Annotated in this window: 14 protein-coding genes; 9 read left to right on the forward strand and 5 right to left on the reverse strand. The window is 67.7% G+C overall.

Going from position 1 to position 13,041, the window contains the following annotated elements:
* The 3 genes from CFB18_RS08325 to CFB18_RS08335 form a co-directional block, all read right to left on the reverse strand.
* Window positions 1–573, reverse strand: a complete 573-nt coding sequence (locus CFB18_RS08325) for an elongation factor P (RefSeq protein ID WP_088571348.1) — start codon at window positions 571–573, stop codon at window positions 1–3.
* A gap of 74 nt (window positions 574–647) precedes the next feature.
* Window positions 648–1,331 (reverse strand): response regulator transcription factor, encoded by a 684-nt coding sequence (locus CFB18_RS08330; RefSeq protein WP_088571349.1) that lies wholly within the window; start codon window positions 1,329–1,331, stop codon window positions 648–650.
* On the reverse strand, window positions 1,300–3,939 hold the full coding sequence (locus tag CFB18_RS08335) for a sensor histidine kinase (protein WP_088571350.1): 2,640 nt from the start codon (window positions 3,937–3,939) through the stop codon (window positions 1,300–1,302). The genes CFB18_RS08330 and CFB18_RS08335 overlap by 32 nt, the downstream gene beginning before the upstream one ends.
* Before the next feature lie 136 nt (window positions 3,940–4,075).
* Between CFB18_RS08335 and CFB18_RS08340 the strand changes: the two genes are divergently transcribed.
* From CFB18_RS08340 to CFB18_RS08380, 9 genes are all read left to right on the forward strand, one after another.
* Window positions 4,076–5,410, forward strand: coding sequence for an amino acid ABC transporter substrate-binding protein (locus CFB18_RS08340; RefSeq protein WP_088571351.1), 1,335 nt, complete (start codon window positions 4,076–4,078; stop codon window positions 5,408–5,410).
* 115 nt (window positions 5,411–5,525) lie between these two features.
* Window positions 5,526–6,386, forward strand: a complete 861-nt coding sequence (locus CFB18_RS08345; RefSeq protein ID WP_143597558.1) for a branched-chain amino acid ABC transporter permease — start codon at window positions 5,526–5,528, stop codon at window positions 6,384–6,386.
* 26 nt (window positions 6,387–6,412) lie between these two features.
* Window positions 6,413–7,381 (forward strand): branched-chain amino acid ABC transporter permease, encoded by a 969-nt coding sequence (locus CFB18_RS08350; RefSeq protein WP_088571353.1) that lies wholly within the window; start codon window positions 6,413–6,415, stop codon window positions 7,379–7,381.
* Complete coding sequence (locus CFB18_RS08355) at window positions 7,378–8,139, forward strand: ABC transporter ATP-binding protein (protein ID WP_088571354.1); 762 nt, start codon at window positions 7,378–7,380, stop codon at window positions 8,137–8,139. The genes CFB18_RS08350 and CFB18_RS08355 overlap by 4 nt, the downstream gene beginning before the upstream one ends.
* Window positions 8,136–8,846 carry an ABC transporter ATP-binding protein gene (locus CFB18_RS08360; protein ID WP_088571355.1) on the forward strand — a complete coding sequence of 237 codons (711 nt, stop codon included), beginning with the start codon at window positions 8,136–8,138 and terminating at the stop codon, window positions 8,844–8,846. Before CFB18_RS08355 ends, CFB18_RS08360 begins: the two co-directional genes overlap by 4 nt.
* A gap of 146 nt (window positions 8,847–8,992) precedes the next feature.
* Window positions 8,993–9,187, forward strand: a complete 195-nt coding sequence (locus tag CFB18_RS08365) for an FmdB family zinc ribbon protein (protein WP_088571356.1) — start codon at window positions 8,993–8,995, stop codon at window positions 9,185–9,187.
* Between the two features lie 52 nt (window positions 9,188–9,239).
* Entirely contained in the window at window positions 9,240–9,509 is a 270-nt protein-coding gene (locus CFB18_RS08370; RefSeq protein ID WP_088571357.1) for a metal-sensing transcriptional repressor, read from the forward strand.
* Window positions 9,510–9,532: 23 nt separating this feature from the next.
* Window positions 9,533–9,796 carry a hypothetical protein gene (locus CFB18_RS08375; RefSeq protein WP_088571358.1) on the forward strand — a complete coding sequence of 88 codons (264 nt, stop codon included), beginning with the start codon at window positions 9,533–9,535 and terminating at the stop codon, window positions 9,794–9,796.
* 59 nt (window positions 9,797–9,855) lie between these two features.
* Window positions 9,856–10,353, forward strand: a complete 498-nt coding sequence (locus CFB18_RS08380; protein WP_234977032.1) for an OsmC family protein — start codon at window positions 9,856–9,858, stop codon at window positions 10,351–10,353.
* Window positions 10,354–10,365: 12 nt separating this feature from the next.
* Here the strand turns inward: CFB18_RS08380 and cax are convergent, their stop codons facing one another.
* Together cax and CFB18_RS08390 are read right to left on the reverse strand one after the other, a co-directional pair.
* Window positions 10,366–11,400 (reverse strand): calcium/proton exchanger, encoded by a 1,035-nt coding sequence (gene cax / locus CFB18_RS08385; RefSeq protein WP_088571359.1) that lies wholly within the window; start codon window positions 11,398–11,400, stop codon window positions 10,366–10,368.
* Window positions 11,401–11,780: 380 nt separating this feature from the next.
* Window positions 11,781–13,037, reverse strand: coding sequence for a hemolysin family protein (locus CFB18_RS08390; RefSeq protein ID WP_088571360.1), 1,257 nt, complete (start codon window positions 13,035–13,037; stop codon window positions 11,781–11,783).
* Window positions 13,038–13,041: the final 4 nt, after the last annotated feature.

The following is a 13,041-nucleotide window of genomic DNA, read 5'->3' on the forward strand; positions in this document are numbered from 1 at the left end:
TCAGGCCCCCCGCTTCCCCACGCGGTCCACGTAGGCCCGGGTGTAGACGTTGATCCGGACGATGTCCCCTTCCGCGATGAACTGGGGGACCAGCACCTCCAGGCCGTTCTCCAGGATAGCGGGTTTGTAGACGTGGCTCTCCCGCTCGCGCAGGGGCTGGGAGGTGTGGACCACCCGCAGGTCCACGGTCTCGGGGAAGGCCACGGCGACGGGACGGCCCTCATGGAACTCCACGGGGATCCGCTGGTTGGGCTGGAGGAAGACCTCCAGGTCGCCGATCATCGCCGCCGGGACGGGGACCTGATCGTAGGTCTCGGGGTCCATGAAGTAGAACATCTCGCCGTCGTTGTAGAGGTATTCCATCACCCGGCGCTCCAGGGCGACCTCCTCCACCCGCTCCTCGGGCCGGAAGCGCCGGTCCACCACCACGCCGGTGCGCAGGTTGCGCAGTTTCGCGTGGACCACCCCTTTCTGCTGGGCGGTGCCCGAGTGGTAAACCGCCTCGATCACGCGGAACAGGTTCCCTTCCAGTGCAACGGTCATCCCCGGTCGAAGCTCGCTGGCCGCCGGCATCCTTCCCTCCTGATTGCCCGGATGGGAGGCAAGGATCTCTTATGGATTTTAATCGAAACCGCATCCCCCGGGTCCTATCCCTCCAGCCGGTAGCCGAAGCCGGGCTCGGTGAAGAGGTGCCGGTGATCCCCCGTTTCCCCGAGCTTGCGCCGCAGCCGCCCGATGTAGACCCGAAGGTATTCCACCTCATCCACATACTCCGGCCCCCAAACCCGCTGGAGCAAGAAGCTATGGGAGAGGGTGCGCCCGGCGTGGCGGGCCAAGAGATAAAGCAGGTCGAACTCCTTCCCGGTCAGGCGCAGGGATTCCCCCCGATGCCAGGCCCGCCGCTGGTCCCCATCCAGCTCCAGATCGCCCACCCGCAGGACCCCGGGCCCGCCGGTTCCCTCGCTCCAGCGCATCCGGCGCAGGGCCGCCCGCACCCGGGCGAGCAGCTCCCCCACCCCAAAGGGCTTGGTGAGGTAATCATCCGCCCCCAGGTCCAACGCCGTGACCTTGTCCGCCTCCTGATCCAGCGCTGTGAGCACCAGGATCGGGACCAGGGAGGCCTGGCGGATCCGCCGAAGCACTTCCAGCCCGTTCAGCCCCGGCAACAGGATGTCCAGGATCACCAGATCCGGGGCCTGCTCCTCGAACCGCCGCAGCGCCTCGTAGCCGTCCGAGGCCGTCTGCACCTCGTATCCGCGGGCGGACAGGTTGCGGGCGATGAACCGCCGGAGCGGTTCCTCATCCTCCACCACCAGGATCCGCTCGGCCATCGTCGCCCCTCCAGATCGGGAGGGTGAACACGAAGGTCGCGCCCGGGCCCTCATCGGCCAGCCAGATCCGACCCCCATGGGCCTCGATGAAGCCCTTGCAGATGGCTAAGCCCAGGCCGGCGCCGGAGGATCGAACCTGGCCGGGGATGCGGTAGAAGCGATCGAACAGACGTCCTCGATGCTCGGGCGGGATGCCCGGGCCCTCATCGCGCACGCGGACGACCACCACCCCGTCCGCGACGCCGGCGGAGATGGTGATCGGCGTGCCCGGAGGCGTATAGCGGAGGGCGTTGTCCAGGAGGTTCCGAAAGACCACCTCGATGCGCGCCGCGTCCACGTCGACAGGAGGCAGATCCGGCGGCAGCTGCACGGAGATGGGATGGGTGTTCGTCCGGAGGCCCCGGCGGGCCCGGGCGATGAGGGCCTCCAGGGGGTAGGGCTGCCGGTTGAGGATCAAGGCCCCCGCCTCCAGGCGCGAGAGATCCAGCAGATTGCTCACCAGATGGGCCAGACGCTCCGTCTCCTCCAGGATGATCTGGAGGAACTCCCGGCGCGCCGCCGGATCCCACTCCACATCCTCCGCCAGGAGGGTGGTGGTGTAGCCCTGGATGGCCGCCAGGGGGGTGCGCAGCTCGTGGGAGACGGCGGAGAGCAGGGCCGATTTCGCCCGATCCAGCTCCCGCTCCACCGTGATGTCCCGGAGGACCAGGATGCGTCCCAGGCGCTCCTCTCCTTCCCCGCGGACCGGCAGGCTCTGGATGCGGAGCTCCCGAGCCCGGGCGTCCCTCTGCCAGCGCACTTCTACTGTTCCCTCATCGGTCCTCTCCAGCAGCCGGGCGGCCTCTTCCGAAGGGGAGAGATGCGGGAGCAAGGCCGCGTAGGCGATGTCGGCGGAGCATCCCGGCGCGCACGGCTCCTCCAGGCCGCACCATTCGGCCGCTCGCCGGTTCATATACAGGATCTCCCGCTCCCGGCTTTCCATGATCAGTCCGTCATGGAGATGCTCGATCAGGGTCTCCAGCCGGCGGGTCTGTTGCTGGAGGAGCATGTCGCTGCGGGCGTAGAGGACGGCGTGCTCCAGGGCGAAGGCGGCCAGGTTGGCGAAGTTCCAGGCCAGGGAGACCTCGTCCTCCGAGAAAGGATGGGGATCCGGCCGGTAGATCACCAGGGCGGCGGGAGGAACGTGGCGGGCCTGAAGCGGCACCGCCAGGAGCGAACGAAACCCCTCCCGGCGCGCCCGCTCCCGCAGCTCCGGATAACCCTCGACCTCGATATCGGCGATCTGGACGGGGCGGCCGGTCCGGATGGCGCGCATGGTGGGCGAGCGTGGATCATCCGGATGGAAGGAGAGCCCGCGGGCGTAATCCGGGCTCAGCCCGCGCACCGCGCGCACCCGATACCACCCCGTGCGCTCATCCAGGGTGAAGAGGGCGCAGGTGGGGACGCGGAGCAGGTGCTGGATCTGCTCCAGGATGGTGGCGATCACCGCCTCGGTTTCCAGCGAGGACAGGACGACGCGCCCGGTGTCGAGGAGGGTGCGCAGCTCGCTCAGGCGTCGTTCGATCGCCGCCTGCATCCAGAGCAGCGAGCGGGCGAGGTGTCCGATCTGATCCCCGCGGGCGGTCAGGCGCAGGATGGGCGCGGCGCTGGCCGATCCCGGATGCTCGCCGAGCTCCCGGCTGAAATGGGCGATGGCCTCCAGCGGGCGCAGCGCCTGATGGGTGAGGAGATACCAGAAGCCGAAGCCGCTGATCAGCACCAGCGTGAGCAGGAGGAGCAGCCCCCGCCGGAACATATAGAGGGTGGCCAGGGCCTCATCGGCCGGGCGGCGCACCAGGATGCGCCATCCGGTTCGGGGAAGAAAGAGGGAAGTGGCCACCCAGGCCCGCCCCTCAGGATCCCGGGACAGGCCCGGGGGGACGGCCTCCCCCGGATCCAGCCGGTGGGTCGGATCCAGGGGGATCAGGGGGCCGGAGGCGGCGATCAGCTGCCCGGTGGCATCATACAGGCGGAGATCCAGAGAGCCCCCGGCGACGGTCCGCAGGACGGTGCTGAGGCGCTCCAGGGAGAGGTTGAGGGCCACCAGTCCGTTGAAGGCGCCCTGTTCATCCTTCAGGGGCACGGCGATCGTCACCACGGGCTTCCCGGTGGTGGGGGAGAGCCATCCCTTGGAGAGCACCGGGCCATTCCCCTGGGCGGCGGCCTGGAAATAATTCCAGAAACTGAAATCCCAGCCCACGGTGCTCCCAGGTCCCTCCGGGTAGTGATAGCGCATCACGCCGCGGCGATCCAGGAGGAAGAGCATCAGGGCGTCCGGGCGGGCGGAGAAGGCGGGGGCGAAGAGGGCCGGGAGGGCGCGGAGGTCGTGCCGGCGTACCGCCTCCATCCGGGCGAGGGCCTCCACGCCCTGGATCGCGTCCTGGAGCCAGGCTTCGGTCTCCAGCCCCACCGCCTGGGCCAGAGCCCGATTGGAGGCCTCGGCGTCCCGGAGCAGCCGGTCGGCGCTCCAGAAATGGAACAGGAGGCCCAGGGCGACCAGCCAGCCGATCAGCAGACCGTAAGCGGCCAGCAACGTGGTCCGCAGATCATGCGGATGCCCCCTCCCCATGGGTCCCCCCTCTCCGATCCGGGGTGTTTACGCGGCGTTTATGCGCGGCGAACGATCGTTTGTGGACATTTTATCCCGACCGCCTAACTTAAGGGATGACGGGCATGCCCCGAACTCCAGTGCGCAGGAGGTTGCGATGGTGCGCGGGCTGAAGTGGATCGGGATCCTGATCGGCCTGGCGCTGCTGGCCGCGTGCGCCACCCCCACGCCCCCGGCGCCCACGGCGACGCCGGCGGGGCCGGCTCACCCGGCGGCCCAACCCAGCCCCACCCCGGCCGCCTCCCCCACCCCCGCCGTGAAGAAGATCATCCTGGGCTTCACCGCCTCCCAGACCGGCAAGCTGACCAAGGAGTCCAAGGAACAGGTCCAGGGTTTGCAGCTCTGGCTGGAGGATCTCCAGCGGGCGGGGGGCATCCGGCTGCCCGACGGCACGGTGCTCCAGGTCGAGCTCAAGTTCTACGACGACGAGAGCGCCAAGGAACGGGTCCAACAGCTTTACGTCCGGCTGATCAACGAGGACAAGGCGGACTTCCTGATCAGCCCCTACAGCAGCGGCCTGGCTGACGCCGCGGCGGTGATCGCTGAGCAATACGGCAAGATCATGATCACCACGGGGGCTGCCTCCGACAGCACCTACGAGAAGGGCTACCAGCACATCTTCCAGATCTACACCCCGGCCAGCCGTTATCTGACGGGGGCCATCGACTTCCTCAAGAAGATGGATCCGAACGCCAAGCGGATCGCCATCGTTTATGAGAACGAGAAGTTCTCCACCGACGTGGTGAACGCCGCCAAGCCGTATGCGGAGAGCCAGGGCTTCGAGGTGGTGCTCTTCGAGGGCTACGAGACCGGGACCACCGATTTCGGGCCGTTCATCAACAAGATCATGGCCGCCAAGCCGGATGCCATCATCGGCGGCGGTCACTTCCAGGACGGCTCCACGCTGGCCAAGCAGCTCTTCGAGAAGAAGGTGCCGGTGAAGATGATCGCCCTGCTGGTGGCCCCGGCGGTGCCGGAGTTTGCCCAGTTGGGCGACGCGGCGGTGGGCGTGATCGGCCCCAGCCAGTGGGAGCCCGGCGCGAAATACTCGCCGGATTCGGCGAAGGCGGCGGGGCTGCCCTGGTATGGGCCGACGGTGGACCAGTTCGTCAGCGCCTACAAGGCCAAATACGGCTACGAGCCCGGCTATCATGCCGCCGGGGGCTACGCCGCCGGCCTGGTCCTTCAGAAGGCCATCGAGGACGCCGGCTCCACGGACACGGAGAAGGTGAAGGCGGCCCTCGAGAAGATGGACATCATGACCTTCTATGGCCGCATCCAGTTCGACACCGGGAAGGCCCACGGCAAGCAGATCGGCCACGAGATGGTCTATCTCCAGTGGCAGAAGGACGCCTCGGGGAACTTGATCCGTCCCATCGTCTGGCCGGAGGCCGCCCAGGCGGCGACGCCGCTCTATCCCCTGAGCCGGTGAAGCGGCGCGGGCCGGGGGGATCCTTCTCCTCCCGGCCCCGAACCGTTGGGGCAGTGTCGGATCGTCGGGTTATGCCATCTGAGGAACTTCACCATTGATCCGGGAGGAGGCTCGGGTGGATCCGGGAGTGTTGCTGGCCTCGCTCATCGATGGGCTGTTGCTGGGCTTCGTTTACGGCCTGGCCGCCATGGGGCTCACCTTGATCTGGGGCGTGATGCGGGTGATCAACCTGGCCCACGGCCCGGTCATCGCCCTGGGGATGTTCGGCGTCTATCTGCTCTTCGCCCAGGCCGGGGTGCATCCTTACGTGGGGCTGTTCGTCGTGGCCCTCCTGGGCCTGCTCTCCGGCGTCCTGATCTACGCCGTCGCCGTCCACCGCGTGCTCAACGCTCCTCACCTCTCGACGCTGCTGGCGACCTTCTCGGTCAACATGATGATCATCGGGGTGGGCACGGCCCTGTTCACCACCACCCCCCGTAACGTCAACCTCTCCCTGGGGAGCCTGACCCTGGGCCCGGTGGTCCTGTTGGGCACCCGGCTGGTGGCCGCCCTGGCGGCGCTGCTGATCGCCGCGGCCCTTTATCTGTTCCTTTACCGGACCACGCTCGGGAAGATGGTGCGGGCGGTGGCCAGCAACCGGTCCGCCGCGGAGCTGATGGGCATCCCCTCCACCCGGATCCTGGCCCTGAGCTTCGGGCTGGGGACGATGTTGGCGGCGACGGCGGGGGGGCTGATCGCCACCTTCTTCCCGTTCACGATCCTGTCCGGCGGGACCTATGAGCTGAAGAGCTTTGTGATCTGCGTGCTGGGCGGGCTGGGGAACCCCACCGGGGCCTTGCTGGGCGGCCTGATCCTGGGCGTCCTGGAAGGGCTCATCCCGGTCTTCCTGCCCACCGGCTGGGTCCCCGTCATCGAGTTCGCGATGTTCGTCCTGCTGCTGCTGGTGCGCCCCCAGGGATTGCTGGGAGAGCGATAGGGATCCTTTTGCCCGGGTGAAGGACGATGGAGTTCTGGCGCTCGCGTTCCTTATGGATCACACTGATCGTCCTGCTGGGGGTGGGCCTGTGGCCGGTGGCCACCGGCTCGGCCACCCTGCGCGAGGACCTGTTCCTGATTTTCATGCTGATCGTGCTGGCCTCCAGCCTGAACATCCTGCTGGGCTACACCGGATACGTCAACTTCGGCCACATCGTCTTCTTCGGGCTGGGGGGCTACATCGGGTTCTACCTGATGCACCGCCACGGATGGGGGTTGTGGCCGGCGATGGCGGCGGCGGGGGTGACCACCGCCGTCCTGGCCCTGGGCCTGGGCGCGATCATCCTCCGGTTGCGGGGGGCTTACTTCGCCCTGGCCACCATCGGGATCAACGAGGCCGTCCGGGCCTTCGTGACCAACTTTGAGCCCTTCGGCGGCCCCACCGGCATGTCGCTGAACTTCGCCGTTTACAACGCCTACGGCGGGCCCGCCCGCGCCCTCTGGCTCAGCTACGGCACGCTGCTGGCCCTCGCCCTGCTCACGGTGGGGGTGAGCTTTGCGGTGAAGAGCTCCAAATTCGGGCTGGGGTTGATGGCCATCCGGGAGGACGAGGACGCCGCCCTCGTCCTGGGCGTGCGGGCCCCTCGCTGGAAGACCCTGGCCTACGCCCTCTCGGCGCTGTTCCCGGGCATGGTGGGGGTGCTGTTCTTCTTCAAGAACGGGAACATCGAGCCGGGGGATGCCTTCCGGCTTCATCTTTCCATTGAGACCATTGTGATGGTGATGCTGGGGGGACAGGGGACGGTGTGGGGGCCGATCCTGGGGGCCGCGCTCTACGAGCGGCTCCGGGGTTACTTGCTCACCAGCCCCCTGTTCAAGAACCTGCACTTAGCCCTGGCGGGGGCCTTCCTGCTGCTGATCATCCTTTTCATACCGGCGGGCCTGATCGGCTGGCTGCGGGCCCGCTTCCCGGCTCTCCGGAGGATGCTGGCATGAACCTGCTCGAGGTCCAGGAGGTCTCCAAACGGTTCGGCGGGCTGCAGGCGCTGAACCGCGTCTCCCTCCACCTGCGGGAGGGGGAGATCCTGGGGCTGATCGGCCCCAACGGCGCCGGCAAGACCACGCTCTTCAACGTGATCAACGGCGTGTATCGGCCCGAGGAGGGACGGGTGATCTTCTGCGGGCGGGACATCACCGGGCGTCCCCCTTACGAGATCGCCCGTCAGGGGATCGCCCGGGCCCATCAGATCGTGCGCCCGCTGAACGAGCTAACGGTCCTGGAGAATGTGATGGTCGGCGCCTGCTTCGGCCGGGAGAACCGCCCCCTTCGCGAGGCCCGGCAGATCGCCCTGGCCGTCCTGGAACAGGTGGGCCTGGCGGACAAACGGGATGTGGAGGCGGCCAAGCTGAACGTGGCCGAGAAGAAACGCCTGGAGCTGGCCCGCGCCCTGGCCGCCCGGCCGCGCCTGCTTTTGCTGGATGAGGTGCTGGCGGGGCTGAACCCAACGGAGGTCGCCGCCATGGTGGGGGTGATCCGCGCCATCCGGGAGAGCGGGATCACCATCCTGATGATCGAACACCTGATGCACGCGATCATGAACGTCTCCGATCGCATCGTGGTGCTGGATTACGGGGAGGTGATCGCGGAGGGCACGCCGCAGGAGATCGCCCACCATCCCCGGGTGATCGAAGCCTACCTGGGCGACCCCCGCCTCTCCCAGAGCCTGCTGGAAGCCAACGGAGGAGCGGGATGACTCTTCTGGAGGTCCGGGACCTGACATCCGGTTACGGAGAGGTGCAGATCCTGTGGGGTCTTTCGTTCCGGCTGGAAGCCGGGCGGCTGACCACGCTCATCGGCGCCAACGGGTCCGGCAAGACCACCACCCTGCGCGCCGTGATGGGGTTGATCCGGCCGTGGCGGGGGGCGATCTTCTTCGACGGCCAGGACATCACGTTGCTTCCCCCACACCGGAAAGCGGCCATGGGGCTGATCCTGGTCCCCGAAGGCCGGCAGCTCTTCACCGATATGACGGTCCAGGAGAACCTGGAGATGGGAGCGGTGACCGGCCGGGCGCGCGCCCGCTTCCGCCAGAACCTGGATTATGTTTTCGATCTCTTCCCCCGCCTGAAGGAACGCCGCCATCAGAAGGCGGGGACCCTCAGCGGGGGCGAGCAGCAGATGCTGGCCATCGCCCGGGCCCTCATGGCCGAACCCCGCGTGCTGTTCCTGGATGAGCCCTCCCTGGGCCTCTCCCCGCTTCTGGTGCTGAACCTTTTCGAGGTCATCCGGCGCCTGAAAGCCCAGGGGCTGACCATGCTCCTGGTGGAGCAGAACGTGCACCTGGCCCTGGCCGTCAGCGATTACGCCTATGTCCTCAGCGGCGGGCGGGTCGAGCTGGAGGGCCCCGCCCGCCAGATCGCCCGCGACGACCGGGTCCGTCAGGCCTACCTGGGTCTGTAGGGCTTTGCCTCGCGTTTGACACACCGGCCCCTCCGATTTATCCTTCTATACGGGTAGGGGGTAACCCGGTTATCGCCCCCTCACCGCCCGGGATCCGGGAGGATCCCTCGCCGCGGGATTCCGCGTCGAAGGAGGTGAGGCGAGCGATGCCGCTTTACGAATATCGCTGTCGCGCCTGCGGCGCCGAGTTCGAGCGCCTGGTGCGGTGGAACACCCCGACGGAGGAGATCGAATGCCCCCGCTGCGGCCGGCGGGAGGCGGAGAAGCGCCTCTCTCTTTTCGCCACGGCAGGGACCGGGAGCGAGCTCCGCCGGGGATCCACCTGCGGACCGGTCACCTGAGGGATCCGCTGAGCCGGGGCCGGTGGCCCCGTTCGATCGTAAGGAGCATCCGATGATCGATCTCCCTCCGGATGCGGAACAGCGCCTCATCCGCCGCCTCCGGCGTATCCAGGGGCAGGCCCGGGGGATCGAGCGGATGATCCAGGAGGGGCGGGATTGCCGGGAGGTGCTGGAGCAGCTGGCCGCCCTGCAGGCCGCCGCCCGCCAGGCCTTCCTGTTCGCCTCCCGGTCTTACCTTCAGGCATGCGCCCAGGAGGATCCGGCCCACGCGGTCCCCGCACTGCGCGACCTCCTGGAGGCCCTGAAACGGTTGCCCTCCTGACCGATCCGGCTTCGAGGTCCTCCATGGGGAACTACTGGTGGGAAGCAGAAGGCTCGCCATCGAAGCCTCGGGCGAAGAAGCGCCGCGCGTCCCAAGCGCTGGCCGAAGGCCCCTCCTTGACTTTCTCCCTGCACCCCCCGCAGGAAGCGGAGCAGGCCGTGGAGATCCACCGGGCAGGGGATCCCTGCCCCAACTGCGGGTTCGCCCGTCTGGAATACGATGGGTATTTCAACCTCCACTGCCCGATCTGCGGTTTCCGCACCGGCGCCCGCGGCGCCTGCACCTGATAACCGGACCCACCGGGGGCGGCGCCCCCGATCCCATCTGATCTGAGGAGGAGTCCTCAATGGCCACCGAGATCCGTCTTGATCTGCTGGACCCTCAAGGGATGAAAATGGAGGCCCGCACACCCAGCGGTCACGCGGTGATCATGGACGCGGCCCCGGACATCGGGGGGACCAATGAGGGGCCGCGGCCGATGGAGCTGGTGCTGGTCGCCCTGGCCGGATGCACGGCCATGGACGTCCTCTCCATCCTCCGGAAGAAGCGCCAGCCCCTGGAAGGATTCGCCATGGAGGTGCGGGCCGAGCGCGCCCCGGAGCACCCCAAAGTTTACACGGACATCAATCTCCTCTATATCATCCGGGGGAACGTGGATCCTCAGGCGGTGGTTCGGGCGATCGAGCTCTCAGCCACCAAATATTGCTCGGTCAGCGCCATGCTCCGGAAGACTGCCCGAATCCGCTACCGCTACCGCATCGAGCCGACCGCGTCGGGGGCCTCGCCTGTCGAGGGCGAATATCGGATGGAAGAGGTCCCGGCCTCCGCCGGATCCACGGGCTGAAGGCTACCAGACTCATACGAAGAAGAAGGCGATCCCCAGCATGCCGTAGACGGCCAGCAGCTGGGCGCCCTCCAGCCAGTTGGTCTCTCCATCCAGTGCAATGAAGGATGCGATGGCCCCCGCCATCATCAGCGCCATCAGCTCCAGGGGATGGAAGACCAGGTCCATCGGCCGCCCCAGGGCTAAGCTGGCGAAGACCAGGACGGGGGCCACCAGCAGGGCGATCTGCAAGCTGGAGCCTACCGCGATCTCCAGGGAGAGATCCATCTGGTTCTCCGCCGCCATCTGGACGGCCACCAGGTGCTCCGCCACATTGCCGACCAAGGGGATGAGGATGATCCCGACGAAGAACTCCGTCAGGCCCAGGGCGTGCAGGGCCGGCTCCAGGGCGTGAACCAGGATCTCGCTCATGACCACCACGCCCAGGGTGGCCAGGGCCAGGATCCCCAGGGCCTGGGGGAGCGTCCAGCGGGCGTGGGCGACGGCGTGTCCTCCCAGGGGCTCCCGGGCGCGCAGGGTATAAAGCACGCTGAGGATATAAAGGGCCAGCATCAACCCCGCCACCCCCAGGCTGAGGGCCTCCACCGCTTCGGGATGGTGAGCAGCGATGGTGTGGCTGAACAGAGAGGGGACCCCCAGGGCGATGAAGGCGAGGACCGTCATCGTGGTCAGGACCCCGGCCCGCTGCTGAGAGAACCGCTGGATCCCATGACGCCATCCCCCAACCGCCAGGCTCAGCCCCATCACCAGCAGCAGGTTCCCCAGGATGGATCCCGTGATGGAGGCTTTGACCAGGTCCAACAGCCCGGCCCGGATGCCGGCCAGGGCGATGATCAGCTCCGCGGCGTTGCCCAGGGTAGCGTTGAGCAACCCTCCGATCACCGGGCCGGTGCGGGCGGCCAGCTCCTCCGTGGCCTCCCCGATCAGGGCCGCCAGCGGGATCAGGGCCAGGGCGCTGAGGGCCAGCTCAGGGATCGGTCCCGCCCGAAGGAGGACCGCCCCCAGGGCGAGGGGAACCGCGAGCAGCATCAATCTGGACCATGTCATCGTTGATGACCTCCCGGATGGGATTCCCTCAGGGTCGCAGCGGAAACTGCTCCTACAAACACATCGATCTTCCCGCAGGAGGAGCCTCCACCCCAAACCTCCGCCTTTGATGGCGAAAAGGTCGCAGCGAAGGCTGCTCCTGCAACCCGAGCCCTCTGTCTTCGAGACGGGAAGGGTTCGCGGCTAAAGCCGCTCCTACAGGGAGCGATTTCCCCTGTCCAGCGACGGACGCTTGTTTTCCCGTGCGGGTCGGATGGTGCTCCGCTGTAAGGGACCGGGATGATCCCGGGAAACGCCTTTGCTCGACCTGCGAGGGCTTCGCTTCCGTGGCGGAGACCGGCCGAAATTCATTTCGACCTGCGAGGGCGAGCGATCCGCCTTCAGCCTTCAACGGCGGTCTCCAGGCGGCGGACCCGGAGCTTGCGGATGCGGCGCCCGAGGACCTCCTCCACCCGGAACTCCAGGCCCTGATCCGTGAAGACCTCGCCCGCCGCCGGGATGCGGCCCAGGCGCTCGTAGACGTAACCGGCCAGGGTGTCAGCGCCCTCGGAGGGCAGAGGCACACCCAGCACCCGCTCGGCTTCCTCCAGATCCACCCGGCCATCGAAGAGATAGGTCCGCTCGTCCAGGGGGAGGACCAGGGGCTCCTCGGAACGATCGAATTCGTCCTGGATCTCGCCGACGATCTCCTCCAGGATGTCCTCGATGGTGACCAGCCCGGCCACGCCGCCGTATTCGTCCACCACGATGGCCATATGGACCCGGCGCTGCTGCATCTCGCGGAGGAGGTCCACGATGCGCTTGCCCTCAGGGACGAAATACGGCGGGCGCAGGAGCTCCCGGAGGGAGACCTCCCGGATCCCATCCCGGAGCAGCCGGAGGAGATCCTTGGCGTAGAGCACGCCGACGATGTGGTCGATGGTGCCCTCATAGACGGGGATGCGGGAATAACCGGCCTGGAGGATCACGTGGAGGGCCTCGGAGAGGGAGGCGGTCACCGGGATGGCCACCATGTCCGGCCGCGGCACCATGATCTCCCCGACGACGGTGTCGTGCAGCTCGAAGATCGAGACGATCATCTCCTTCTCGGTGGCCTCGATGGCCCCGCCCTCTTCCCCGGCATCCACCAGGGTCCGGAGCCCGGCTTCATCCACCAGGGGGGCCGCCCGCCCATCGGCGCGCGGGCTCAAGCGCGCCGCCAGACGGCGCAACGGGGCGAAGAGCCCGCGCAGGGCCAGGAGGGTGAAGGTGGCCGGGATGGCCAGGGATCGGGCGCAGCGGCTTCCCAGGGCCCGGGGCCAGGCCTCGCCAGGCCCGTGCAGCCCCCAGGCCAGGGCCAGCCAGAAAAGGAGGATCAGGGCCATCGACGCCCGGCCCTGGAACAGCCCCAGCGTCCCCCACCCGGCCACTGCGAGATCCAGGAAGAGAAGGGTCAGCCGCATCGTCTGCAGCCGGATGGCGCTGTCCTCGGCCAGGCGGTTCAACCATGCGGCGAGGAAACGACCCTCTTGCACCCAGGCCCGACGCTGGGCTTCCGGGAGGGCGAGGATCGCCGCTTCCGAGGCCAGCACCCATGCCCGCAGCGTCAAGCCGACCAGCACCCCCCATCCAAAGACCCAGCCACTCCTGTCTTCCATACGC

Source organism: Thermoflexus hugenholtzii JAD2 (assembly GCF_900187885.1).
Classification (GTDB): Bacteria; Chloroflexota; Anaerolineae; order Thermoflexales; family Thermoflexaceae; genus Thermoflexus; species Thermoflexus hugenholtzii.